This is a genomic window from Streptomyces sp. NPDC019937 (assembly GCF_040631655.1).
Taxonomy (GTDB): Bacteria; Actinomycetota; Actinomycetes; order Streptomycetales; family Streptomycetaceae; genus Streptomyces.
Genome location: NZ_JBEYAL010000006.1, coordinates 178,570 through 200,991, shown reverse-complemented (window position 1 = coordinate 200,991; position 22,422 = coordinate 178,570). Strand labels below are relative to the sequence as shown.

The window sequence follows — 22,422 nt, the reverse complement described above, 5'->3', positions numbered from 1 at the left end:
CCCAACTCCTGCGCGATCGGCCCCGCGGAGCCTCCCCGGGACGGGGGCCCGGGGGGCAAGCCCCCGGGTCGGGAAGGGGCGGGGTGGGGGAAAGCCCCCTAGCCCTGCGCGATGCTGTCGAGTTGTTCCACCGCGGGGCGCAGCGACCACAGGTCGCCGCCGGGCGGGGTCCGGAGCTTGCCGAGGGCCGCGCGGGCCCGGCGGTCGCCCGCGTCGGCCGCCGCGTGCACCAGGTCGCTCGCGGCGTACGCCTTGAACTCCAGGTCGGGGTACGGCCAGGGCTTGGCCCCGGTGGCGGCGGGCAGCAGGAAGTCGACGGCCTTGAACAGGCTCGCCCCGGTGGGGCCGGTGTAGTGCCACAGGTCGACGCCGACGTGCCGCCCCACGGCCGCCATCCGGGTGTAGGCGACGAGGTTGAACGTGGAGTAGTGGAAGCTGCGGGTGCGGGCGAGTTCCTGGGGCTGGCTGCCGTCGGCCGCGATCTGGCTGTCGATGCGCTTGGTCCGGGCCTCGCGCAGCACCGTGCGGGCGAGGTCCCGGTCGCCCACGGCGGCGGCGATGGCGGCGACCTGCATGTCGGAGAAGGTGCCGTGGTTGTTCTCGGCGGCGCTCTCCTCCTTGCCGAAGTCGCTGTTCACCAGCCAGTCCAGGAACTGCTTGTTCCAGGTGCGGAAGCCCGCGTGGTCGCCCTTGGTCCAGCCCGGGGCGCCGGTGTCGAGGATGGCGGCGGCGTCCAGGAGGCTGGTGAAGCCCTGGGAGAAGTCGATGATGCCGATGGAGCGGCCGTCGTACTTGCAGGGGATGAACTGGGCGTGGTTCAGGCTGGGGTTCATCCGGGTCGCCGGGGTGACGAACCAGGTGCGCAGGATGTCGGCGGCGTGCTCGGCGTAGCCGCGCTTGCCGGTGTAGTACCAGGCGAGGGAGAGCTCGTAGGCGGATTCGAAGACCTTTCCGACCTCGGGACGGTCCGTCATCTTGTCCACATCGGGATTCCGTTGGCCATCCTTCTGAACGTAGGGGCAGCCATACGGATTGTCCTCGGTCTTGGGCTTGCTCGGCCACCAGTACGGGGCCTGGCTGAAGTAGTCGTGCTTGTCACCGCTGGGCGGCACCTGGTCCTTGTCGGTGACGGTCCACGGCCCCTGGGTCATCCACTGGTCGGCCTGGGTGGTCAGGTCGCGCAGGGTCCGCTTCAGCCCCCGGTCCCCTAACTGGAGTTTCAGCTTGGTCAGGGCCAGCCTGGAGCCGTCGAGCACCACCGTGTCCGGCACCCGCCCCGCCCATCGGCCGCGCTCGGCGCCATGGGCGGACGGCGCCGCGAGGGCGGTCAGGAGGGCGAGCAGGACGGCGAGGGCGACGATCGCACGGGGGGATCTCCCGCGCTCCGCTGGAGTCGCAACCATCGAGCACTCCAATCAGATACCTGAACGATATTCAGAATCGAGATTGGACGTCAGAGTAGAGACGGACCATGACCACGACAAGAGATCGTGCTGAAATAGCCTTGAGCCGGGCCGCCGGGCATGCGCAGAGTACGGACATGAGCAGCGATGAGCGTCGATGAACGGCGGCACGGAACCGTCCCCGCGTGACGTGCGGCGCGCCCGCATGGCCGTCGCCACCGTGTTCGCGGTCCACGGCGCGGTCACCGGCAACTTCGCCACCCGTATCCCCTGGGTGCAGGAGCAGTTGGGCATCAGCGCCGGTCAGCTCGGGGTCGCCCTCGCCTTCCCCGCCATCGGCGCCTCCTGTGCGATGCCGCTGGCCGGGGCGATCAGCCACCATTTCGGGCCCCGCACCGCGCTGCGCGGGCTGATCGCCCTGTGGTGCCTGTCCCTGGTGCTGCCCCCGCTCTCCCCCGGCCTGGTGTGGCTGTGCGGGGCGCTCTTCGTCTACGGGGCGACCGCCGGGATGGCCGATGTCGCCATGAACGCCCTCGGTGTGGAGATCGAGGAACGGCTCGGCCGGTCGATCATGTCCGGGCTGCACGGCATGTGGAGCGCGGGCGCGCTGCTCGGCTCGGCGGCGGGCACGGTGGCCGCCCATGCCGACAGCGACGCCCGGGTGCACCTCGGGATCGCCGCCGCGGTGCTCACGCTGCTGGGCACCGGCGCGTGCCGGTGGGTGCTCGACCTGCGCGGCGCACCCGACGAGCATCCGCCGCCCCGCTTCGCCCTGCCGCCCCGCTCGGCGCTGGTCATCGGCGCGGTGGGGTTCTGCGCGGTCTTCGCCGAGGGCGCGAGCCTGGACTGGTCGGCGGTCTATCTGCGGGAGGTGCTGGACTCCTCCCCCGGCGTCGCCGCCGCCTGCACCACCGCCTTCTCCTGCACGATGGCCGCGGCCCGGTTCGCCGGTGACGCGGTGGTGGGGCGGATCGGCCCGGTGCGGACCGTACGGGCGGGTGGCGTGCTGGCCACGCTCGGCGGGGTGCTGGTGGTCACGGCCACGGGCCCGGTGGCCGCGATCGCCGGTTTCGGCCTCATCGGCCTGGGCATCGCGGTCGTCGTCCCCCTCGCCTTCGCCGCCGCCGGGCGCAGCGGCCCGGCGCCGAGCCAGGCGATCGCGGGCGTCGCGACGATCACGTACACCTCGGGTCTGGTCGCACCGGCGGCGATCGGCTCGATCGCCGACATGACCTCGCTGACCGCCTCGTTCGGCCTGGTCACGGCGCTGGCGCTGGGGCTGGTGGCCGGGGCCGGGGTGCTGCGCGGATCCGCCGCCGCGGCCCCGGGCGGAGCCCCCGAGCCCGGCCGGGCGGACCGCGCCCCGGATACGGCGTCGTCCTAGGGGGTGTCGTGTGGATCATGCCGGGCTCCCGACGCCGCTGTGACATCAGCCGCTGCCGCGGCGGGCGGCACCTCGCGGCCCCGCTGCACCAGACGCCGCTCGCTGATCCGGCCTGATCCATACGACACCCCCTAGCGGGACACGAACTCCGTGGTCGTGAAGGAGGTCTTGTCCCGGGAGCCGGTGCCGTCGGTGATCCACCAGTGGGTGGGCTGCTCGCCGTAGAGGCCGAACAGGGTGCCGGACCCCCAGTTCAGGATCAGCTCGTCCTTGCCGTCGCCGTCGAAGTCGGCGGCCCCCGCGGGCCGGGCGTGCCGCCACTTCTTCGGTGTCTTCTCGCCGCCGGCCTTCGCGGGCCCCTGCCGCGTGACCGGGGTGCGCCGGTCGCCGTCGATGAGCGTGGCGCCCTCGTACGTGGCGACCAGGATGCCGTCGCGGCCGTCGCCGTCCGGGTCGGCGGCCGCGAACCCCCCGGGGCCGTAGTCGGTGCGCGCGCCCTTGGGCGCCTCGGGCAGCTCGTGCGCGACCGGTGCGCCGCCGCTGCCCGGGTACACGGTCAGCTTTCCGTCGACGTCCTGCGGTTCCGTCCCCTCGCCGGGCTCGTCGTTGCGGCCGCCGTCGTCCCCGACGGCCACATCGCGCTGTCCGTCGCCGTCGAAGTCGCCGAAGGCGTGGGCGTTCCCGCCGCGCAGCTTCCTGCCCTCGGCGGACAGGCCGGTGCCGCGGCGGGCCGGGTAGAGGGTGTTGCCGGACTGCTCGCCGTCGCTGACGGCGTGGACCAGCAGGGATGTCGCGCGGGCCTTGCCGGACGGGTCGATGGCGTCCGCGGCCAGGTCTCCGTCCATGTACGGCAGGGCGGTGTCGGTGCGCTTCGGCTCGCCGGAGCGGGTGAACGGGCCGTACAGCACCACCGTGGCGGACTGGTTCTGGGCGAGCCCCGCGAGGTCGTGGTGGCCGTCGCCGTCGAAGTCGCCGCGCACCGCCGAGGTCACGCCCAGCTTCGACGCGCTCTCGGGCAGTCGTAGCCGGGTCGCCCCGGCGCCCTTCCGCGGGCCGTCGGGGCCGCCCCACAGGACGTACGGGGTGGACGGCGGCGCGCTGATGTTCCCGTCCTCCACGCGCTCCCCCGACGGCGCGGTCGTGACGACGTCCGCGAAGCCGTCGCCGTCCAGATCGGCGGTGACCACGTCCTCGGCGGAGACGGAGTCGCGTCCGACGGCGCCGACCGGAGGGTTCGCCGGCGGGCCGGGCAGGCCCAGGTCGCGGCGGCCCAGGACGGTGCGGGTCGCGGGGTCGAGGCCCTTCGCCGAGCCGTAGACCACGCCGACCCGTTCGTCGGCGCCCTCGGCGGGATCCTGGCCGGGCTTGGCGAAGAGGGGCACCACGAGATCACGGTGGCCGTCCCCGTTGAGGTCGTCCGGGTCCTTCGACCCCTTCCCCCGGGACGGCGCCCGGCTCTCGGTGGGCGCGCCGGGCTGCCCGGCGGCCGGGGTCCCGCCCTTGGAGGAGGACGCTTCGCCGCCGTCCGGGCCGCATCCGGTGAGCGGGACGAGGACCAGGCAGAGGGCGCAGGCGGCGAGGGCGTGGGAGGTGGATCGAGATGCCATGCGCGCCACCCTCACACCCCGTACGGAGCGAACTCCAGGGCGGTCGAAGGTCTGTTGCCCAGTTGTCGACCAACCGCCGGGTTGCGGACCCGGGCGAGGGCCGAGCGGTGCGATTTCGGCCAACTAACATTGCTCCGATCCCCCTGTCACGCGGATCTCCCCTGTATGCGGAAACGAAGTGGAGCAGTCATGGGCCTCGGCATGCGCTGGACCCTGCACGGCGACGGGCGCACCCCGGCCCCGGGCGCCGTCGTCCGGCCGGATGAGCGGCTGTCGTGGCCGAGGACGGCGGGCCTCGGCGCACAGCATGTCGTGGCGATGTTCGGGGCCAGCTTCGTCGCGCCCGTTTTGATGGGTCTTGACCCCAATCTCGCGATCATGATGTCCGGGGTCGCGACCATGCTGTTCCTGGTGGCGACGCGGGGCCGGGTGCCCAGCTATCTGGGCTGCAGCCTGTCGTTCGTCGGCGTGGCCGCGGTGATCCGGGCGCAGGGCGGCGGCAGCGCCGCCGTCACCGGGGCGATCCTGGTGGTGGGCGCCGCGCTGCTGCTGAGCGGGCTCGCGGTGCGGCGGTTCGGGGCGCGCATCATCCACACGGCCATGCCGCCCGTGGTGACCGGCGCGGTGGTCATGCTGATCGGCTTCAACCTGGCGCCGGTGACCGCCACGACGTACTGGCCCGCCGACCAGTGGACCGCGCTGCTGACCATGCTGGTCACCGGCGCGGCCGTGGTGTGTCTGCGCGGCTTCTGGTCCCGGATCGCGATCTTCCTCGGGCTGCTCTTCGGCTACGCGGTCTCCTGGGTCTTCGACCGGGTCTTCGGCAAGATCCACTCCATCGGGGGCAGCGGTCGGGTCACCGACCACTGGCGACTGGATCTGTCCGGCGTCGCCAAGGCCGACTGGGTCGGGCTGCCGTCCCTGCACGCGCCCGAGTTCCACTGGTCGGCGATATTGGTCGCGCTGCCGGTCGTCATCGCGCTGATCGCGGAGAACGCCGGGCATGTGAAGGCCGTCGGCGAGATGATCGGCGATCCGCTCGACGACCAGCTCGGCACGGCGATCGCGGCGGACGGCGCCGCGACCGTGCTGTCGACCGCGGTCGGCGGCCCGGCCACCACCACGTACTCCGAGAACATCGGCGTCATGGCCGCCACCCGCGTCTACTCCACCGCCGCCTACTGGGCCGCCGCCGGATTCGCCCTCCTCTTCGGCCTGTGCCCGAAGTTCGGCGCGGTCGTGGCGGCCGTGCCGGGCGGGGTGCTGGGCGGCATCACGGTGATCCTCTACGGCATGATCGGGCTGCTCGGCGCGCAGATCTGGGTGCACAACGACGTGGACCTGCGGAACCCGCTGAACCTGGTGCCGGTGGCGGCGGGCGTGGTCATCGGCGTCGGCGGCGTGAACCTGAAGATCAGCGACAACTTCGAGCTGAGCGGGATCGCGCTCGGGACGATCGTGGTGATCGTCGGCTATCACGTGCTGCGGGCGCTGGCGCCGGAGCATCTGAAGCCGTCGCGTGAGCCGTTGCTGGACGCGGGGACCAGCACGTACGACGACGACCGCAAGCCGTAGGACCCGTCCCCGAACCGAGGCCGGGGCTCAGGGGGTCAGGGACTGCAGGCCCACCACCCGCAGCAGTTCCAGCCGGTCGGCGGACTCGCTGCCCGGGGCCGCCGTGTGGACGATCAGGCTCTGGGCGTGTTCCGCGCTCAGCAGGACCTCGCACTCCAGCTCCAGCAGCCCCACCACCGGGTGGACGAAGCGCTTGACGACCGAGCGGCGCACCGCGACCTCGTGGGTCTCCCACAGGGCCGCGAATTCCGCGCTCGCCGCCCGGAGTTCGGCGACCAGGGCCGCCGGGGCCGGGTCGTCGGGGCGGGCGGCGACCACGGCGCGGAGGTTGGCGACGTGGACGCGGGCGTGCTCGTCGAGGTCCTCGGGCGGGAAGGCCCAGGAGCGATACCGCCCGCTGAAGATGGAGCGCACGATGTTGCGGTCCTCGGGCGGGCGGGCGGTGATGTCGCCGACCAGGGCGGCCGCCATCGCGTTCTGCGCCAGCACATCGCCCCAGTCGGTGATCACCTGGGCCGGGGTGTCGTACAGCCGGTCCAGGACCCGCAGCAGCCCGGGGCGCACATGCCCGGAGATGGTGCGGTCGCGCGGCGGTTCCTCCCCGACCAGGTGGAAGAGGTGGTCGCGTTCGTCATCGGTGAGCCGGAGCGCCCGGGCGAGCGCGGTCAGCATCTGGCGGGACGGGCGCGGGCCACGGGCCTGTTCCAGCCGGGTGTAGTAGTCCGGGGACATGCCGGTGAGCTGGGCGACCTCCTCCCGGCGCAGCCCGGGCGTACGCCGCCGCGGGCCGGGGGTCAGCCCCACGTCGGTGGGGCCGAGGCGGGCGCGGCAGCGGCGCAGGAAGTCCGCGAGTTCCGTACGGTGCACGGCTCCATCGTCGCGCCATGGCCGTTCCCCATCCAGGGTCTGCCGATCCCTGGATACGCGGGTCCCTCCCGTCGTCGCACCGCCCGTCCCAGGCTTACGGCCAACCGGTCGGGAGCGAAGGATGGATGATCGAATGCCGTTGATTCTGGTGACGGGTGTGACAGGCCGCGTGGGGCAGCGGTTCGCGAAGCGGCTGCTGGACGGGGCCCGGGCCGGTACCGAGGTACGGGTGCTGGTCCGCGACGAGGAGCGGGGCGCGCCGTTCGCGGCGCTCGGCGCGCGGGTCGCGGTGGGTGATCTGCGCGAGGAGAAGGACCTGCGGAAGGCGATGGACGGCGCGAACGCCGTGGTCAACATCGCGGCGGCGTTCCGCGGGGTGCCGGACGAGGAGGCGTGGGCGGTCAACCGGGACGCCGCGGTCGCGCTGGGAAGGGCCGCGGTCGAGGCGGGCACGAGCCGGTTCGTCCAGGTCAGCACCAATCTCGTGTACGGCGCCTCGCGCGGGCGGCCGCTGGTGGAGGACGACGAGAGCGTGCCCGGCGGCGTGTTGTGGGGCGCGTACCCCGCCTCGAAGGCGGAGGCCGAGCGGGAGCTGCTGGCGCTGCACCGCGACCACGGTCTGGACCTGCGGATCGGCAGCCTGTCCTTCGTCTACGGGGACGGCGACCCGCATCTGGCCGAGGCGCTCCGGCCGGCCCGGGGCTGGGCCGGGAACCAGCGGCTGGCCATGGTCCACCACGCGGACGTGACCCAGGCGCTGCTGCGGCTGCTGCGCGCGCCCGGCGGTACGGCGGGCGGCTCGGTGTCGGGGCGGAAGTACAACATCGTGGACGACGCCCCGGCGACCGCCGTCGAGCTGCATCAGATCCTCGGGGCGCCGCTCCCCCACGGCATGACCGAGCGGACGGACGGCGACACCTGGTGGGGGTGCACCTCCAACCTGCGGTTGCGCGAGGAACTGGGCTGGCGTCCGCTGTATCCGACGATGTGGACGGCCCGCGACGCGGGCGCGCTCTGAAACCTTGGTCCGTCCGGGGGATGTGACGGCCCACCGGCGCCCACGCCCGTGCGGGCGCTGCCACGCTGTTGCCCATGACGATGCCCGCCCAGCGGATCGAGACGCCGCGTACCGTGCAGAGCGTCGTGGCGCGCATGAGCGCGCTCGGCGCGGCGCTGCCGCCCGAGGACGGGGTGGCGGTCTTCAACCGGGTGTATCTGTCGGTCACCGCGGAGGTCGGCCGCCGCCTCGGGTCCGGCTACTTCCGGGACGCGGCCGCCACCGAGGAGCTGGACGTGCGGTTCGCCGCCCGCTATCTGGCGGCGGTCGACGCGGGGGCGGCGGGGCGGCGGCCGCCCGCCTGCTGGCGGCCGCTGTTCGAGCTGCGGGCCCACCCTGCCGTCCGCCCGGTGCAGTTCGCGCTGTCCGGGATCAACGCCCACATCGGGCATGACCTGGCGCTCGCGCTGGTGGACACCTGCCGGGCCCGGGGCGCCGAACCGGCCGCCCTGGAGGGCGACTTCGAGCGGGTCGGGGTGCTGCTGGCCGGGATGGAGGAGCGGATCCGGGAGGAGCTGATGCCCGGCCCGGATCTGCTGGAGGCGGCCGATCCGCTCACCCATCTCGTCGGCTCCTGGAGCCTGGAGGCGGCGCGGGACGCCGCGTGGGCGGCGTTCCGCGCCCTGTGGGGGCTACGGGCCCTGCCGGAGGTGGTGGAAGAGTTCGCGGAGCGGATCGACAAGAGCGTGGGGCTCGTCGGGCGCTGTCTGCTCACTCCCCTGCCGTCCGCCGCATGAGGGGCCCTCAGTCCTCGGGGAGTTCGACGGGCGCGATCTCGTCGTACACGTCGCCCGGGCCCGGGTTGTGCGGGTCGGTGGCGCCGCCGAAGCGGTGCATCACGCCCCACACGGCGTTGAGCGCGGTCTGGACGGCGCCCTCGGCCCAGCCGGCGGTCCAGGAGATGTCGTCCCCGGCGAGGAAGATGCCGCGCTGTCCGGCGGGCAGCCGGTCCTGCATGAAGTGGGTGAACAGCCGCCGCTGGTAGCGGTAGTGGCCGGGCAGGTTGGCCTTGAACGCGCCCATGAAATACGGCTCGTTCTCCCAGGACACCGTTACCGGGCTGCCGATGATGTGCTTGCGGATGTCGACCTTCGGATAGATCTCCGACAGCGACTTCAGCATGACCTCCATCCGCTCGTTGGCGGACAGCGGCAGCCACTTGAGGCTGTCGTCGCACCAGGTGTAGGAGAGGCAGATGACGGCGGGCCGGTCCGGGCCGTTGTCCAAGAGGTAGGTGCCGCGGGTCATCCGGTCGGTGAGGGTCATGCTCATCGTGTCCCGGCCCGTCTCCTCGTCCTTGTCCAGCCAGAACGGCCGGTCGACGGGCACGAAGAGCTTGCTGGACTCCATGTAGTGGGTGCGCTCGATCGCCGTCCAGTGGTCGATCGGGAAGAGCGAGTCATCGCAGTCGATCTTGGAGAGCAGCATCCAGGACTGCGCGGTGAAGACGACCGCCTGGTACGAGCGGATGTCGCCGCTCGCGTCCGTCACCACGATCCGGTCGCCCGCGGCACGGTGCAGCCGGGTCACGGCCGGGCGCGGGGAGCCGTGGTGCAGGGAGGACAGCGAGGTGCCCGGCGCCCAGTGGACGATCTTCCGCGGCTCGCGCTCCCACAGCCGCAGCGGAAGCTGCTGGCTGCCGCCGACGATGCCGCGGTGGTGGTCGTCGGCCTCGGTGTAGACGACGCGCAGGATCTCCAGGATGGAGTTGGGGAAGTCGGTGTCCCAGCCGCCGGTGCCGAACCCGACCTGCCCGAAGATCTCCCGGTGCCGGAAGGACCTGAAGGCCGGGGAGTCGCAGAGGAAGCCGTAGAACGTCTGGTTGTCGAGCTTCTCCACGAGCCGCGCCCAGATCTCGCGGATGCGCGGGACGTCGCGCTCGCGGATGGCGCGGTTCATGTCGGAGAAGTCGGCGCCCTCCTCCAGGCAGGCGTTCCAGGCGTCCGCGACCTCGCGGTACACCTGCGGCAGGTCGTCGATGGTGCGGGCGTAGTGGGACTCGCCCTTGAGGTCGACGACGGTGGAGGGGGTGTCCGGGGCCAGCGGGTTGGGGAACGGCCGGGTCGTCAGCCCCACCAGGTCGATGTAGTGCTGGAGCGCGGTGGAGGACGGCGGGAAGCGCATCGCGCCCATCTCGGCGGTCAGTTCCCCGTCGCAGCCCTCGAACCCGACGGTGCGCAGCCGCCCGCCGATCCGGTCGGCCTCGTAGACGACGGGCCGCAGGCCCATCTTCATCAGCTCGTACGCGGTCACGATGCCGGACAGTCCGCCACCGATGACCGCGACCTCGCTGCCGTGCTCGGTCGCCGGTATCTGGCCGATCCCCGCGGGGTGGGCGAGGAAGTCGTCGTAGGCGTACGGGAAGTCCGGGCCGAACATGGTGACGGGCGGGAGGGTGGCGGCGTGCTCGGACGCGTGCTCGTCGTGGACGGCGGTGGGCACCGTGGACGTCATCGGGTACGGACTCCTTGCGGATCGAGCGGGGTGAGGGTGAGGGAGGAGGGGGAAGGGGGTCCGGGGTCAGCCGAGGGAGCCGTACAGCCCGGGGCGGCGGTCGCGCAGGTAGGGGTTGATCCGGCGCGAGGTGGCCAGCAGCCTGGGGTCGGCGTCGCCGAGGACCAGTTCCTCGGAGCGCCCGGCCCGGGCGCGCATGGTGCCGTCGGGCCCGGCCAGGCAGCTCAGCCCGATGAAGTCGAACTCGCCCTCGGGGCCGCTGCGGTTGACGTACGCGATGTACATCTGGCTCTCGAAGGCCCGTACCGGGACGAGGGATTCGGCGACGAACTGGAAGGGGTGCATCTGCGCGGTCGGCACCAGCAGCAGATCCGTCCCGGCCAGGGCGTGGGCCCGGACGTTCTCCGGGAACTCCACGTCGTAGCAGATCATGATGCCGATCGTCAGCCCGCCCAGCTCGGCCTGGACGACCGCGGTGTCGCCGGGGGTGAACCAGTCGTTCTCGAAGCAGCCGAAGAGGTGGGTCTTGCGGTAGTTGGCGAGCGGGGTGCCGTCGGGGCCGACCAGGCGGGCGGAGTTGTGGACGGCCCCACCGGCGCGCTCCGGGTAGCCGTAGAGGACGGCGATGCCGTGGTCGGCGGCGATCTGGGCCACGGCCGCTCCGGCGGGCCCGTCGGCGGGCTCGGCCATCCGGTGCACTCCGTCGCCGATGGCGTAGCCCGTGAGGAACATCTCGGACGTGACCAGCAGCCCGGCCCCGTCCGCGGCGGCGCGCCCGGCGGCGGCGTCGAGGACCTTGAGGTTACGGGCGGGGTCGCCGGGGTGGCCGGAGCTCTGGAGCAGGGCGGTGCGCAGCGGCGGCATGGAGACCTCTGGGGAGACGGGACGTACGCAGAAAACGGTACGTTGCGCCGAGAACGGCCGACAAGCCGCGATCGTTGCGCGCTCCACGTGGATCCGTTACGCGTTTTCGGCGCGCTGCGGCGATTCGTTGCGCGAAGATCCCGGGGCGGCGAGGTGCCGCCCCGGGGCCGGGGGTTCAGGGGGTGTCTTGTGGATCAGGCCGGATCAGCGAGCGGCGTCTGGTGCGGTAGCTCGCAACCCGCGTGAGGAGAGCGCAGCGGCGCTGCGTGCGACGAGCGCGGGGCCGCGAGGTGCCGCCCGCCGCGGCAGCGGCTGATGTCACAGCGGCGTCGGGAGCCCGGCATGATCCACACGACACCCCCTACGTCGGGGCGCCCGAGGTGTAGCGGCGCAGCAGCGGCGACAGCACCAGCACCGACTTGGTGCGCTCCACGAACGGTTCGCCCGCTATCCGCTCCAGCACCCGCTCGAAGTGGCGCATGTCCGCGGCGAAGACCTGCACGACGGCGTCCGCGTCGCCGGTGACGGTCGACGCGGACGCCACCTCGGGGTAGCGCGACAGGCCCCGGCGGATGTCGTCGGGCGAGGTGTTGTGCCGGCAGTACAGCTCGACGAACCCCTCGGTCTCCCAGCCCAGCGCCGCCGGGTCCACCCGTACGGTGAAGCCGGTGATGGCGCCGTCGGCCCGCAGCCGGTCCACCCGCCGTTTGACGGCGGGGGCGGACAGGCCGACCAGTTCGCCGATGTCGGCGTAGGAGCGGCGGGCGTCTTCGGCGAGGGCGTGGACGATGCGTTCGTCGAGGTCGTTCAGTCGCACTGCGGGGGAGTCACTTCTCTGCTGTGGCCAGTCGGGATCGGCGCATGCCGTATGCGAAGTACAGCACATCAGAGGGACCGGGACCTGCGCGTTCTCCTTCTGTCGGCCGCCACCAGGGCATTGTCATCTTTCAGCCTCTTTCATTGTCTGTCGCGGCCTTCCGATACGGGCCCCCCTCAGCACTCCCTCAGCGACTCAACTCCCTCAGAACCCCCTCCGTACGGGGCTGAAATCGCAGGTCGACGCAACGAAGCCGCCCCCCGCACAATGGCGAGGGGCGGTGCCCGGTCGGGGGGCGCTTCCCACGGCGGCATCCCCGACCGGGCGCTTGCAGAGGGCTCATGCATGGTTCTGTGCGCCATGCATATATCTACCCCCAAGACCGTCTGCGCCTACCAGGCGGCATGTGTTACTCAAGATCGAAGAATGTACGGTTAACGATACAGACAAACGATCTTGATCGCTCGACCGTTGACGGGTGCCGTCCGCCCCGCCTCCCGACTGGATCCTCGCCCGCCGCCGGGCTTGCGGCGACCGCCTTCGTGAGCTGCGAACCTGGCGCAACCTCACCCAGGAGAAGCTGGCGGAGCGGGCCGAAATGGACCGACAGGCGATGAACAGGATCGAGCAGGGCCACCAGGCGCCGTCCCTCGACACCCTGATCCGGATTGCTGACGCCCTGGGCGTACCGCTGGCCGAGCTGGTGCGCGGAGTAGAGCCGCGACACCCGAAGTGATGCCCGCCCCGGCCGGTCCGTCCTCACCAAGGGGGCGGCCGGGGCGGGGGCTTAGGGGTTGGCGGCGGCGTGCATGCACGGGTCTTCGCAAGAGTCGTCACAGACGTGCGTGCTCTGCCGTACGTGCCGGTCGGCCAGGTCTCCCTGACGGGCTGCCTGATCGCTGGACGGGCGCACGTCTCGGCTGGACGTGGCTGCGCGGATGGTGTCTCGCCTGCTGGTCATGCATGCCTCTCTCGATGGGGTGGTGCGTCTTCGTACGGCGGGGCTCCGGCGCGGATGCCTGGCCGGTGCCGGAGCCCCGTCTCCCTGTGGCCGACCGCCGCGAGGCCGACCAGAGGGGCTGAGAGGGCGAGCCGCCGAGGGCACGTCCGGCCGGGGGGACCGGATCAGCAGCGGCCCGCCCGGTCTATGAGGCCGCGGCGCGTCTGCGTGGCGGCGGCAGCTCCCGGCGGACGTGATGGCATCGGTCCTGGATCACGCCCGTCACCGTGGGGTAGCGGACCGTCCGGCACGTAGCGCACTGCGACGGCCAAGGGACATCCGCGCGGCCCGGGTACGGCTCCAGGGGGATGTATCCGGCGGCGCGTAGCCGTCGTTCGGCGCGCTGTGCGCCCAGGGGGTGGGAGGTCACAGTGCGCCTCCAGGGAGGGGGGCCCGCACCGCGTGGTGAAGCTCGTTCCCGGCGGCGCACCGCTCACCGCCTTGGCAGTCGGCGCAGCCCATGGCGTGGTCGAGGAACAGACTCCAGGGCGTCGGCTCGGGGTGGGCTGGGTGGACGCCGCACGCGGGCGCGCACACCCACACCTCGCGGACCACACGGGCGGAGCCGCACTTTATGGTCACGGTGCCCAACGGCTGGCCGGTGTCGCCGAGGCGGCGGCCGCAGTGGACGCAGTCCCAGCCGCCGGTTTGGGCGTGGGTGAGCGTGTCGGGATCCACCAGGGCGGTGACCGTCGCGGGCGGCTGCTCGGGGGCCGTCATCGCATCTGCCTGACGGGCACGTAGCGGGCCATGAGGCCGCCGCGGAACGGGTCGGACTGGCGGGGGAAGCTCTCGGCGCACTTCCCCGGGCAGGCGTAGATGGTGCGGCCGCCGACGCTGGCGCTGTGTTCGACCGCGACCAGGACCGGCTGGCTGGTGGGCTTGTCGCAGCGGGCGCAGATCTGTGTCGTCACAGGGCCGTCGCCTCCTCGGCAGGCTCGGCGAGCGCTCGGGCCAGGGCCAGGCGCAGCCGGTGAGGGTCGGTCAGGTACCGGCCGTCGCTCGCGGGGATGCGCCAGTGCAGGCGCGGGCCCTCCGTCCAACCCTCGGGCGGTACGCCGACGTACGTGGTCTCGGCGCCGTGCGCGCCGAGAGCGTGGATGTCTCTCTGGAGACGGCCCCAGCGCTCGGCGTGGCCGCTGGGGATGAGCCAGTACATGAGGCTGTAGTCCGCGATGACGGCACCGCTCGTCTCCCCGAGTAAGGCGAGGGCGCGTTCGCCGATCTCGACGGGGGCGCGTAGGACGTCCCAGTGCGGGCCAACCTCGACCATCTCTACGCCGTCACGCGGCGGCGTCCACTGCTCGGCTCTGGTCGTCATGACGCTCCCTGGACAGAAACTCTCATCGCCACGCCGCTTGAGGAGGCGCGTTGCAGGTAGCGTTTCCGACACGGATGCTCACGCACAGGAGTTGAGTGTCCGCCGCTGTCCGCACCGCTGCGGACACTGCGGACACGGAGGCGCACATGCATGAGACCTTCGGCCAGGCCCTACGTCGGCTACGCGGCAGCCGCTCCGTACGCGACGTCGCACAGCTCGCCAACTGCGGCAAGACCCATGTCTCCGACCTCGAACGAGGGAAGCGGTCTCCCACCCCGGAGATCGCAGAAGCACTCGACAGCGCGCTCGACGCCGGTGGCGAACTCATCGCGCTGGCCTCCGTCCGCCCCGGCGCATCGCCGATCGAGCAGGCGGCCACCCTTCAACGCGGGGTGCACGAAGCGCTCGCGGCCGGACCGATGACCGACGCCACACTGGAAGAGTGGACATACACGATCGCCCGCCACGGCCGAGCTACCCGCTACCGGCCCGAGGCCGAGCATCTGCCCGACCTGATCAGCGACTTCTCCGATCTGCGGCTACTGCTGTCCCACCGCCACGCCGCGCCGGCACGGCGCGCCCTCACGATTGCGACAGCGCAGATGGCCGGGCTGATGGCGCTCACCCTGCTGAAGCTCGGGGAATCGTCCGCACGAGACTGGTGGCGCACCGGCCGGGCCGCCGCAGCAGCGGCCGAGGACCGAGCCACCCTGGCATGGATCTACGCGCACGAGTCCTACCAGCTCTACTACAGCGGCGAGGTGCTGGGCGCCGTCGAGTTCGCCGTTCGCGCGCAGCAACTCGCCGGAGGACTGCCATGCGTCGGCGATGCTCTCGCGGCGCCCTTGGAGGCGCGCGCCCACGCGGTGCTCCAACGCAACGACGCGGCAGCCGACGCCCTCCACCGCGCGGAGACGGCGCTGGAGCGGCTCGACCCGGCCGAGCGCATCGGTAGTGCGTTCGGCTACTCCGAAGCCCAGCTCGCCTTCCATGCCGGAAACGCCTGCACCCACCTCGGCGAGACCGCTCGCGCCCGCGATCAGCACGCGCGGGCGCTGGAACTTTACCCGGTCGAGGACCACACCGACCGGACTCTCATTCAGCTCGACCAGGCACTTTGTCTACTGGCAGACGGGCAGACAGCCGAGGCAGCAGAAACCGCTACACGGACGATCGTCGCCCTTCCCGCCGAGCACCGCAGCGCCCTGATCATGTACCGCGCGGAAGAGCTGGCAGCTAGGGTGCCTCGGGCAGGGCAGGCGCTGCCGGAGATGCGGGTGCTGCGCGAGGTGCTGGCGCTGCCCCCTGGTGACGTGGAGGGCTGACATGGTGAGGATCGACCGGGCAACAGCGACCGACGCAGGTGTGATCTCCGAGATGCTCGGGGAGATCGAGGAGTACTACGGAGGCCAGAACACGCCGGGCGACCTCGACCAGATCCACCATGCGCTGTTCGGCGGCCGTCCGGTGGCCACGGTCCTGCTGGCCCGCGACGACGACACGTCGGTGGTCGGCATGGCTTCGTACTCCTTCCTCTGGCCAGCAGCGGGAGCTGACGCCAGCCTGTATCTGAAGGAGCTGTTCGTCCGTGCCTCAGCTCGGCGCTGCGGTGTGGCGGGCGCGCTGATGGCTGCGCTGCGCAAGGAGGCCGCCGAGGCGGGGTGCTCGCGTGTGGAGTGGACGGCGGATCGCGATAACCCTGCGGCGCTCGCGTTCTATGCAGCGCTGGGCGTGGCGCCGCAAGACGAGAAGGTGATTTATCGCCTTCAGAAGTAGGGACGCCTTCGCTGCTGGATGCGCGGCCTATGATCCACGGCGTGGACATTCCCGACAGGCTGATTGAACTCCAGACAGCGGCCGATGCCGAACGCGCCAAGCTCACCGGGCTCGCGGACACCGAGCACGAAGCGCAGTGGAAACGCTGGTTCGAAGCCGCCTCCGCCAGCCAGGCCGCCGTCACCGAGCACGCCCGAGAAGCCGGACTCAGCCGGGCCGAGCTGGAAGCCGCGGTCAAGAAGGCCGTACGGCACCCCGACCCAAGCGACGGCTGAGCACGACGAAACGCCCCCTCCCGGCCGCGCCGAGAGGAGGCTTAGCAATCGCCGTGAAGAATTCACGCCCGGAATTAAGGGTCAGAGGCGCCGGCACCCCAGAGCGAGAGCGGCCGGAGGCTGCGGTGCACCACCCCGCCGGCGCGCCACGGCGTCCGGATGATCAGCGGCGAAGGTCACACGGCGCCAAGGGACTTGAGAGAGGTGCTCTGTCAGCCCCTCGCCGTACGCTTGTCGACATGTCCCCCAGACCTGCCCGCCCAGTGCAGTCGTGTGCCGTCGAGTCCGCGAATGAGGCAATCAGGGCGTTTATGCGCGAGCGCGCGGGGCGACCCCTGTACGCGGCGGAACGGGCGGAGTACGAACGACTCCTCAGGGCATGGGCCGCAGCCCAGCACGCCCACCTGGCGGAAGCGGCCTGACGTGCCACCGCCCCGCCGAACTGGCGGGGCGGGTCGCAACCGAGCTGCCGCAGCCTGGCAGTGATCGGATAGATGTTCTGAGCGTAACCCCGGGCGCCGGCCCCGTCAGGCAGGCGCCACGACGATCGTGTAATCGTCCCCGGGGAAGCCCCACTGCTCCGGCTCCTGGGCGATCATGTCTTCCAGGATGACGTGCTCGATGAACAACTCCTCCAGCTCATCGTCCGGCAGGTGCCCGTCGTCCCATGCTTCCTCGATGGGCGCCCAGTCGCCGCCGCTGCCGATCCCGACGCGGAAGAGGTTGCTGCCGCCCTGGCCGCGCCATGCGAGGCGTTCGGTGCGGACCAGGCCGTTGATGATGAAGCAGCTCGTGGTGGCCTGCTTCGGAAAGACGGTCGAGTCGGCCGACATCGCGGCGAGGCACCGTTTGAGTGCCTGCCCGACGCTGCTGCCGCTGTACTGCACGGTGGTGTTCTTCATGCCCTCTCAACGGGGCCGCGCCGTTCGGGATACGGCAGCGGTCCCCGCCGACGGGGGATGCGACGAGGGCCGCGTCCAGTGTGGCACCCCATAAGCGCCGCTGGAGCGCACGATCCGGGCGGCACACGTCGCAGATCGCAATGGCGGTGCTCCCCAACAGCTCGATCGCCTCGGTGGTGGTGATGCGGGTGTGGCTGTCGCGGGCCTGCCAGCAGTCGCGGCGGTGGAGGCGGCGGGCGGGGGCTTCCTCTGTGTGCTGGTGCAGCTTCTCCAGCGCCCACTGCCGCCCGGCGATCGCACCTTCTCGCGGCACGAGCGAGTAGTCCTCCCCCGGGATCGGGTCGACCCGGTCGGCGGCGAGCGTGATCGCGGTGGGCGCTCCGACGGGGCGGCTGCGACCGGCGCCGTCCTCGTGCCGCGTGGGCAGGATCGCCTCGGCCTCAGCCCACCACTGCCCGTCCGGGGTGCGGGTCCAGCTGGTGACGATGACGTCCAGTTGCTGATCGTCGGGCAGTCGGGCGCGAGCCCACGGCCCGGCCTTGGCTCGCCATTCCTCCGCATCCATGATTCGGATTCTAGTTCGAATAATCGTAAAGGCGCTTTACGTTCCTCGCCTCGGAACGTAAAGTCTCTTTACGTTGAGGCTGAGAGCAGGAGGACCCATGAGCGCCCACACCAACATCATCGACCTACTGAACTTCGAGGGCCCCGGCCTCCAGGACTTCGTCACCCCCGAGGAACTCGACCAGCTCCTCGCCGGCACCCTCCCCCACGGCGACATCGCCGACCGCTACATGGAGCAGATCGACTTCACCACCCTCGTCACCAGCGAGACCGACGCTCTCCAGACTCGCGCCGACCTCCTCACCTGGATCGGCTGGGAACTCGAAGTCGCCGCGCAGCAGCGCATCGAGGACGCCCCCGACAACACGCTGGCCGCCCTCCGTGCTCACGCCGCCGCCCAGGCCCGCCACGAGACGATCGCCCTCGCCGACCGGGAGGCCCTCATCCGGCGGGCCAGGAGCAACGGCGACACCAAAGACGCCATCGCCAAGAACCTTGGCATCAGCCGACCCACCCTCGACAAGTGGCTGCGTGACCAAGAGGACCGCATCCTCTTCAATGACGCCATCTTCACGCTGATCCGCCGCGGCATGCCGAAGTCGGACCAGGTGATGTTGTCCGACGCGCTCGGTATTCGCGATACGTCGAACCAGGCCAGCACCCTTCTCGCCGCCCTCTCCGTGCACGCGCTCGAAGAACTCGGCGTCCAGGAGCGAGAACTGGTCGACCGCGCCGAGAAGCGTGCCCGCGAGGTGGTCTGACCGAATGACGAAGCGCCCCGCCGCCTGCGCGATGCAGGGGCGGGGCGATCCATCGTTGGACTACTTGTCGGCACGTTTCCTACCGACCGGCCCGCGCTGCGCCCGAACCACCATCCGCGTCCGCTGCGCCATCAACACCGCGATCGCCACCAGCACCGCGACCCGGCAACTCCGCAACAGGACCGCCGCGCAGCCGTCCGGCCACACCGCGATCAACATCGTGTACAGGCACAGCAGGCCGACGGACGCCGCGAACGCCATCAGGTTCCGGCCCACATCCGATCTCCACCACGGCGCGAGCCAGTGATACACCACAGCGAAAGCCGCGCAGGTCAGGAAGACCAGACAGGACGCGACCACGTTGACCCACTGATCCACTCCCAGCCCTCCCATCACGACCCCCCGCCGTAAGCCGCCCGGATCTTGGCCGCGAAATGGTTCTCCTGCCGAAGGCGCCGCATCTTCGCCGCCTCTGCACGCACCACCGGCCGCCGGGCCTCCGACTCCTCCCGCGCAGCCGTCGCCCGCTTCAGAGCTGCCGCCGCAGCCCGCTGCCCAGGACTCTCACGGCCGCGGCGCCGACGTCTCATCCAGGGGATCACGAGCAGGCACCTCCCCCTGATCGCCGGGCAGAGGTAGCGACGCCAGCACGTGGCCGGTGGTCCGCGTGGTCTCCAGCAGCTCGCCGACCTGTGCCCGGTCCTCGGCCCGTCCCTTCTCGGACTCCAGGGCCGCGTTCCGCCAGGTGTCGCGTTCCTCTTTCAGGTCGTCGTACGTGCGCCTCGGGATGAGGCGACCGGTGAGGACCATCAGGACCGCCACGGCGAGGAGGGCGACCGCTCCGCCTTGAACCACATTGATGCCCATCAGGTCCGCAGCCATCGGTCGCCTCCCTCACGAATCGGTCTCAACGACGCGGCCTCATATCTCCTGGACGGGCGCGGACGTGACGCGGCCGCCCGTGGAGGTGCCCGCCTCGATGCCGGGCGCGATCCCCGACGGACGCCACAGCGTGTGGTACGCGACCCCGATCGCGAGGGCCGCGATGAGCATGCAGGTGACGACGCTCTTGCCGGAGAACTGGTCGTTGAAGTAGCTCGTACCCAGCCCGTCGAGGACCGCCACGACGAGCATGAGCAGACCCTTCACAGGGCCCGTCCAGCGGGGCTGGGCGACGACCGCGATGACGGGCGGGAGGAGGTAGCCGAGGACTGCGGCCCAGAGCTGTGCATCGGTGAGGGGCATGGTGCAGATCCGTTTCTGGAGGACTGGTTGAGGGGTCAGGTGGCCTTGGGGACGCGGAGCTTGTCCCAGGTCGTCTTGCCGGGCGGCCAGGTCGCGGCGGCACCCGAGTAGCCGCACTTGCGCTGCCACGCCTCGTAGGAGTCGACGTCGGCCTGGCCGAGCTTCGGGCCCGGGCCGACCTTGTACCGGCCGCAGCCGACGGCGACGAGGCGCTTCCCCATGGCGGTGAAGACCGGGGAGGACTTGCCGAGCGCGGGCTCGTCACCCCGCATGAAGAACGCGGCACCCGGAAAGGGCTCGTAGGCACGCGCCGGGACAGCGACCGACGCGGTAGGCGTGCCGCCGAGGGCCGGGTCCGCCGAGACGGTCCCCTCCGGGTAGGCCGGCACGCCGTATCCGTACGGGCTACCCGGGCCGCGCCGGGGACGAACGTGCTCGTACACGCCGTCACCCTGGTAGGACCCGTTGTCGTTCGTGTTGCCGCCCACGGACCACACCTGATCGGCGTCGTACCGGTACACGATCTCGGTGTGGTCGGCGCCGCCCGGGCCCATGTACAGGGGGCCGCCCAGGACGGGGTACGCGGTGAACCGCCCGCGGCTCCTCCACCACTGGACAGCGGTCCAGCAGGACGCGGTCATCGGCCAGTTCTCTTCGAGGCCAGTCTTGTGCGCGCCCCAGCACTCGAACGTGGCGCACCACGCCTGCCCGTCGGACCACTCCAGGCCCGGTGTCTCCTGGCTGTATTTCTGGATGTTGTTCCAGTCGCCGTCCGGGTCACGGCCTTCGTGATAGCCGACCTGGGAGCGCAGGAGGTTGACGAACTCGTCACGGAGACCAGTCATGGGTCATACCTCCCGGCTGTCGAGCTTGGCCCGGACCGCGCAGTCCTTGGCTTCCACGAGCTTCCGCAGCGCCACGGTCAGCTCAGGCCCGTCGGGGAGCAGGTCGAGCAGGTCCTGGGCGAGGTCGTGGAAGAGGCGGCTGACGGTCTGCAGGTTGGCGGGCAGGTGGTCGTAGGTGAAGTAGCGCGCGAGGTGCGCGGTGCCGGGGTGCCGGTTGGTGGCATCCATACGGGCTCCAGGGTTGGTTGGGGTGAGGTCAGATGCCCTTGGCGGTGCACCAGGTCTGGAAGGCGGCGAGCAGCTGGGCGTCCACGTCGGTGGGCGTCGGTGTCGGCGTGGGCGTCGGGGCCGGGCTGGACAGCGGGACGAAGAGCGTCGCGTCGCCGTCCTCCTCGAGGAGCCGGCCGAAGTCGTCGAAGGAGAAGGAGAAGCAGCCGTCGCGCCCCCAGCTGGTGCCCCAGCTGTTCCGGGCGAGGACCACCTTGTTCTCCGCGTCGATCCCGTACAGCAGGAACTCGTGGCCGCCCCGCACCGACCCGGAGACCTTGACCAGGCCCTTGGCGTCCGGAGAGTCGAAGCCCTCGTACCAGCTGACGCCCACGATCAGCGGCGCCGCCGTGAGCGCCTTCAGCGCGGCGTCCAGCGACAAGGCGTGCTGATAGCCGGAGATGAGCCCAGCCCGCTGCGCCGCCTTCGCCACGGCCAGGCCGGTGCTGCCAGTGTCGGTCGGCGGGTACTGGCCGCGGATCTGGTCGAGCCGGGTGGCCGCCGAGTACAGGGCAACGGCCTGCCGCTCGTCCGCGCCGGCGTCCCCGGTCGGCCGCGCGGTCACGGTCGTCGGGATGGCGGCGTACAGCGGGTCGGAGCCGACGAGCGCTTCCGCGGCGTTGCCGGTGCACGAGCCGAGGTCGCCCTGGTCGAGCACGGGGATTCGCACGGTGTGGGTCGCGGAGGTGTACGTGCTGGGCAGCAGGTCCTCGGACAGGGCGTAGGCGCGCGACCGGGGGTCGTGCTCGACGTGCCGGCCGAGTCGGCCGCCGCGGTGCGAGCGGTGCTCGTCGATGAAGCGGATGGTCAAGGGGCCCTCCGAGGCATAGAAAAAGCCCCGACGGGGCTGTGGTTCGAGCGGCAAGCGGCAAGCGGCCAGGGTCAGAAGGACACCCAGAGGGCCCAGAGCTGTGAGGCCAGGTCGGAGGCGGTCGCCGTGTTCAGGGCGCCGCCGGACGTCTGGTAGCCCTGGATCTCGACGTAGTCGCCGACGGACAGGCTGAGAATCGTGGCGACCTGGGTGCCGCACGAGTTGCCGGTCGCGGCGGGGATGAGGCTCGCGACGCCCTGCACCGACGATCCGTTGACGGCGAGGCGCACGCCGCGGGAGCCAGTCGAGTTGGCGGGGAAGCACACGCTCCCGCCGACGGCGTAGGTTCCGGCGACCTGACAGGTGTAGCGGGACGTGTTGGTGCTGGTGGAGTGGCCGCCGTCGGAGTCGATGACCTCGGTGTCGATGGTGATCGACGTGAAGGTGCCGTTCGAGATCGACTGTGCGGAGTTCTGGTACCCGCGGAAGCGGGGCGGACCCGTCGAGCCGGACGAGCCGATGACGAAGTCCGCAGCCGCTTTCACCGTGGCGTTGAACAGGGCTGCGGTCCAGAACGTCCCTGGTGACTCAGTGGGAACGGTGGGAACGAGTCGGGCCATGCGGCCT

Annotated in this window: 25 protein-coding genes and 1 pseudogene; 9 read left to right on the top strand and 17 right to left on the bottom strand. The window is 71.3% G+C overall.

Annotated features, from left to right (window positions below; all coding sequences use genetic code 11):
- Nucleotides 1-98 precede the first annotated feature (98 nt).
- Nucleotides 99-1,403, bottom strand: coding sequence for an alginate lyase family protein (locus ABZ562_RS07950; protein WP_361475390.1), 1,305 nt, complete (start codon nt 1,401-1,403; stop codon nt 99-101).
- A 157-nt stretch (nt 1,404-1,560) separates the two neighbouring features.
- On the opposite strand from ABZ562_RS07950, the gene ABZ562_RS07945 reads away from it, so the two are divergent.
- Nucleotides 1,561-2,787: an MFS transporter gene (locus ABZ562_RS07945; RefSeq protein WP_361475388.1), complete on the top strand. Its 1,227-nt coding sequence runs from the start codon at nt 1,561-1,563 to the stop codon at nt 2,785-2,787.
- A gap of 131 nt (nt 2,788-2,918) precedes the next feature.
- On the opposite strand, the gene ABZ562_RS07940 is transcribed toward ABZ562_RS07945, so the two are convergent.
- Nucleotides 2,919-4,394, bottom strand: a complete 1,476-nt coding sequence (locus tag ABZ562_RS07940) for a VCBS repeat-containing protein (protein WP_361475386.1) — start codon at nt 4,392-4,394, stop codon at nt 2,919-2,921.
- 189 nt (nt 4,395-4,583) lie between these two features.
- Here ABZ562_RS07940 and ABZ562_RS07935 point away from each other — a divergent pair, with 189 nt between their 5' ends.
- Complete coding sequence (locus ABZ562_RS07935; protein ID WP_361475384.1) at nt 4,584-5,969, top strand: solute carrier family 23 protein; 1,386 nt, start codon at nt 4,584-4,586, stop codon at nt 5,967-5,969.
- Between the two features lie 27 nt (nt 5,970-5,996).
- On the opposite strand, the gene ABZ562_RS07930 is transcribed toward ABZ562_RS07935, so the two are convergent.
- Nucleotides 5,997-6,836: a helix-turn-helix transcriptional regulator gene (locus ABZ562_RS07930; protein ID WP_361475382.1), complete on the bottom strand. Its 840-nt coding sequence runs from the start codon at nt 6,834-6,836 to the stop codon at nt 5,997-5,999.
- A 133-nt stretch (nt 6,837-6,969) separates the two neighbouring features.
- On the opposite strand from ABZ562_RS07930, the gene ABZ562_RS07925 reads away from it, so the two are divergent.
- Complete coding sequence (locus ABZ562_RS07925; protein ID WP_361475380.1) at nt 6,970-7,854, top strand: NAD(P)-dependent oxidoreductase; 885 nt, start codon at nt 6,970-6,972, stop codon at nt 7,852-7,854.
- A gap of 74 nt (nt 7,855-7,928) precedes the next feature.
- Nucleotides 7,929-8,630, top strand: coding sequence for a DUF5995 family protein (locus ABZ562_RS07920; RefSeq protein WP_361475378.1), 702 nt, complete (start codon nt 7,929-7,931; stop codon nt 8,628-8,630).
- A 7-nt stretch (nt 8,631-8,637) separates the two neighbouring features.
- On the opposite strand, the gene ABZ562_RS07915 is transcribed toward ABZ562_RS07920, so the two are convergent.
- The 3 genes from ABZ562_RS07915 to ABZ562_RS07905 all read right to left on the bottom strand — a co-directional run bounded on the left by ABZ562_RS07915 (nt 8,638) and on the right by ABZ562_RS07905 (nt 12,028).
- A complete protein-coding gene (locus ABZ562_RS07915; protein ID WP_361475376.1) occupies nt 8,638-10,347 on the bottom strand; it encodes an NAD(P)/FAD-dependent oxidoreductase in 1,710 nt (569 codons plus the stop codon).
- Nucleotides 10,348-10,413: 66 nt separating this feature from the next.
- Complete coding sequence (locus tag ABZ562_RS07910; protein WP_361475374.1) at nt 10,414-11,211, bottom strand: carbon-nitrogen hydrolase family protein; 798 nt, start codon at nt 11,209-11,211, stop codon at nt 10,414-10,416.
- A 361-nt stretch (nt 11,212-11,572) separates the two neighbouring features.
- Nucleotides 11,573-12,028 (bottom strand): Lrp/AsnC family transcriptional regulator, encoded by a 456-nt coding sequence (locus ABZ562_RS07905; protein ID WP_009713600.1) that lies wholly within the window; start codon nt 12,026-12,028, stop codon nt 11,573-11,575.
- Nucleotides 12,029-12,506: 478 nt separating this feature from the next.
- On the opposite strand from ABZ562_RS07905, the gene ABZ562_RS07900 reads away from it, so the two are divergent.
- Nucleotides 12,507-12,764, top strand: coding sequence for a helix-turn-helix transcriptional regulator (locus tag ABZ562_RS07900; protein ID WP_361475372.1), 258 nt, complete (start codon nt 12,507-12,509; stop codon nt 12,762-12,764).
- 980 nt (nt 12,765-13,744) lie between these two features.
- Here ABZ562_RS07900 and ABZ562_RS07895 read toward each other — a convergent pair.
- Both ABZ562_RS07895 and ABZ562_RS07890 read right to left on the bottom strand, forming a co-directional pair.
- Complete coding sequence (locus ABZ562_RS07895) at nt 13,745-13,942, bottom strand: hypothetical protein (RefSeq protein ID WP_361475370.1); 198 nt, start codon at nt 13,940-13,942, stop codon at nt 13,745-13,747.
- A complete protein-coding gene (locus ABZ562_RS07890) occupies nt 13,939-14,349 on the bottom strand; it encodes a hypothetical protein (RefSeq protein ID WP_361475368.1) in 411 nt (136 codons plus the stop codon). Before ABZ562_RS07890 ends, ABZ562_RS07895 begins: the two co-directional genes overlap by 4 nt.
- 146 nt (nt 14,350-14,495) lie before the next feature.
- On the opposite strand from ABZ562_RS07890, the gene ABZ562_RS07885 reads away from it, so the two are divergent.
- The 3 genes from ABZ562_RS07885 to ABZ562_RS07875 are packed head-to-tail and all read left to right on the top strand — an operon-like array spanning nt 14,496 to nt 16,400.
- The gene (locus tag ABZ562_RS07885; protein ID WP_361475366.1) at nt 14,496-15,674 is read left to right on the top strand and encodes a helix-turn-helix transcriptional regulator; all 1,179 of its coding nucleotides are present in this window, start codon (nt 14,496-14,498) and stop codon (nt 15,672-15,674) included.
- A 1-nt stretch (nt 15,675) separates the two neighbouring features.
- Nucleotides 15,676-16,125, top strand: a complete 450-nt coding sequence (locus ABZ562_RS07880; protein ID WP_361475365.1) for a GNAT family N-acetyltransferase — start codon at nt 15,676-15,678, stop codon at nt 16,123-16,125.
- Between the two features lie 41 nt (nt 16,126-16,166).
- On the top strand, nt 16,167-16,400 hold the full coding sequence (locus ABZ562_RS07875) for a hypothetical protein (protein WP_361475363.1): 234 nt from the start codon (nt 16,167-16,169) through the stop codon (nt 16,398-16,400).
- A 527-nt stretch (nt 16,401-16,927) separates the two neighbouring features.
- Here ABZ562_RS07875 and ABZ562_RS07870 read toward each other — a convergent pair.
- Nucleotides 16,928-17,302 carry a hypothetical protein gene (locus ABZ562_RS07870; RefSeq protein WP_361475553.1) on the bottom strand — a complete coding sequence of 125 codons (375 nt, stop codon included), beginning with the start codon at nt 17,300-17,302 and terminating at the stop codon, nt 16,928-16,930.
- A 115-nt stretch (nt 17,303-17,417) separates the two neighbouring features.
- Nucleotides 17,418-17,867: pseudogene (locus ABZ562_RS07865) on the bottom strand (DUF6233 domain-containing protein); the annotation flags it as partial.
- A 97-nt stretch (nt 17,868-17,964) separates the two neighbouring features.
- Between ABZ562_RS07865 and ABZ562_RS07860 the strand changes: the two are divergent.
- Nucleotides 17,965-18,627 carry a helix-turn-helix domain-containing protein gene (locus tag ABZ562_RS07860; protein ID WP_361475361.1) on the top strand — a complete coding sequence of 221 codons (663 nt, stop codon included), beginning with the start codon at nt 17,965-17,967 and terminating at the stop codon, nt 18,625-18,627.
- A 60-nt stretch (nt 18,628-18,687) separates the two neighbouring features.
- Here ABZ562_RS07860 and ABZ562_RS07855 read toward each other — a convergent pair whose 3' ends face one another.
- The 7 genes from ABZ562_RS07855 to ABZ562_RS07825 form a co-directional block, all read right to left on the bottom strand.
- On the bottom strand, nt 18,688-19,005 hold the full coding sequence (locus ABZ562_RS07855; RefSeq protein ID WP_361475359.1) for a hypothetical protein: 318 nt from the start codon (nt 19,003-19,005) through the stop codon (nt 18,688-18,690).
- Between the two features lie 186 nt (nt 19,006-19,191).
- Nucleotides 19,192-19,509 carry a hypothetical protein gene (locus ABZ562_RS07850; protein ID WP_361475357.1) on the bottom strand — a complete coding sequence of 106 codons (318 nt, stop codon included), beginning with the start codon at nt 19,507-19,509 and terminating at the stop codon, nt 19,192-19,194.
- A 39-nt stretch (nt 19,510-19,548) separates the two neighbouring features.
- The gene (locus tag ABZ562_RS07845; RefSeq protein ID WP_361475355.1) at nt 19,549-19,872 is read right to left on the bottom strand and encodes a hypothetical protein; all 324 of its coding nucleotides are present in this window, start codon (nt 19,870-19,872) and stop codon (nt 19,549-19,551) included.
- A gap of 35 nt (nt 19,873-19,907) precedes the next feature.
- The gene (locus tag ABZ562_RS07840; RefSeq protein WP_361475353.1) at nt 19,908-20,717 is read right to left on the bottom strand and encodes a peptidoglycan-binding protein; all 810 of its coding nucleotides are present in this window, start codon (nt 20,715-20,717) and stop codon (nt 19,908-19,910) included.
- A 3-nt stretch (nt 20,718-20,720) separates the two neighbouring features.
- Nucleotides 20,721-20,945 carry a hypothetical protein gene (locus ABZ562_RS07835; protein ID WP_361475351.1) on the bottom strand — a complete coding sequence of 75 codons (225 nt, stop codon included), beginning with the start codon at nt 20,943-20,945 and terminating at the stop codon, nt 20,721-20,723.
- Nucleotides 20,946-20,973: 28 nt separating this feature from the next.
- A complete protein-coding gene (locus tag ABZ562_RS07830) occupies nt 20,974-21,795 on the bottom strand; it encodes a C1 family peptidase (RefSeq protein ID WP_361475349.1) in 822 nt (273 codons plus the stop codon).
- A gap of 71 nt (nt 21,796-21,866) precedes the next feature.
- Nucleotides 21,867-22,415: a hypothetical protein gene (locus ABZ562_RS07825; RefSeq protein ID WP_361475347.1), complete on the bottom strand. Its 549-nt coding sequence runs from the start codon at nt 22,413-22,415 to the stop codon at nt 21,867-21,869.
- Between the last annotated feature and the right edge of the window lie 7 nt (nt 22,416-22,422).

What these genes read in the sequence shown, in the direction of transcription:
- ABZ562_RS07860 (WP_361475361.1), top strand. Translation starts at nt 17,965, where the DNA reads ATGAGCGCCCACACCAACATCATCGACCTACTGAACTTCGAGGGCCCC.
- ABZ562_RS07920 (WP_361475378.1), top strand. Translation starts at nt 7,929, where the DNA reads ATGACGATGCCCGCCCAGCGGATCGAGACGCCGCGTACCGTGCAGAGC.
- ABZ562_RS07825 (WP_361475347.1), bottom strand. Translation starts at nt 22,415, where the DNA reads ATGGCCCGACTCGTTCCCACCGTTCCCACTGAGTCACCAGGGACGTTC.
- ABZ562_RS07845 (WP_361475355.1), bottom strand. Translation starts at nt 19,872, where the DNA reads ATGCCCCTCACCGATGCACAGCTCTGGGCCGCAGTCCTCGGCTACCTC.
- ABZ562_RS07950 (WP_361475390.1), bottom strand. Translation starts at nt 1,403, where the DNA reads ATGGTTGCGACTCCAGCGGAGCGCGGGAGATCCCCCCGTGCGATCGTC.
- ABZ562_RS07935 (WP_361475384.1), top strand. Translation starts at nt 4,584, where the DNA reads ATGGGCCTCGGCATGCGCTGGACCCTGCACGGCGACGGGCGCACCCCG.
- ABZ562_RS07840 (WP_361475353.1), bottom strand. Translation starts at nt 20,717, where the DNA reads ATGACTGGTCTCCGTGACGAGTTCGTCAACCTCCTGCGCTCCCAGGTC.
- ABZ562_RS07910 (WP_361475374.1), bottom strand. Translation starts at nt 11,211, where the DNA reads ATGCCGCCGCTGCGCACCGCCCTGCTCCAGAGCTCCGGCCACCCCGGC.
- ABZ562_RS07890 (WP_361475368.1), bottom strand. Translation starts at nt 14,349, where the DNA reads ATGACGACCAGAGCCGAGCAGTGGACGCCGCCGCGTGACGGCGTAGAG.
- ABZ562_RS07870 (WP_361475553.1), bottom strand. Translation starts at nt 17,302, where the DNA reads ATGAAGAACACCACCGTGCAGTACAGCGGCAGCAGCGTCGGGCAGGCA.
- ABZ562_RS07940 (WP_361475386.1), bottom strand. Translation starts at nt 4,394, where the DNA reads ATGGCATCTCGATCCACCTCCCACGCCCTCGCCGCCTGCGCCCTCTGC.
- ABZ562_RS07835 (WP_361475351.1), bottom strand. Translation starts at nt 20,945, where the DNA reads ATGGATGCCACCAACCGGCACCCCGGCACCGCGCACCTCGCGCGCTAC.
- ABZ562_RS07885 (WP_361475366.1), top strand. Translation starts at nt 14,496, where the DNA reads ATGCATGAGACCTTCGGCCAGGCCCTACGTCGGCTACGCGGCAGCCGC.
- ABZ562_RS07915 (WP_361475376.1), bottom strand. Translation starts at nt 10,347, where the DNA reads ATGACGTCCACGGTGCCCACCGCCGTCCACGACGAGCACGCGTCCGAG.
- ABZ562_RS07925 (WP_361475380.1), top strand. Translation starts at nt 6,970, where the DNA reads ATGCCGTTGATTCTGGTGACGGGTGTGACAGGCCGCGTGGGGCAGCGG.
- ABZ562_RS07945 (WP_361475388.1), top strand. Translation starts at nt 1,561, where the DNA reads ATGAACGGCGGCACGGAACCGTCCCCGCGTGACGTGCGGCGCGCCCGC.
- ABZ562_RS07880 (WP_361475365.1), top strand. Translation starts at nt 15,676, where the DNA reads ATGGTGAGGATCGACCGGGCAACAGCGACCGACGCAGGTGTGATCTCC.
- ABZ562_RS07850 (WP_361475357.1), bottom strand. Translation starts at nt 19,509, where the DNA reads ATGGCTGCGGACCTGATGGGCATCAATGTGGTTCAAGGCGGAGCGGTC.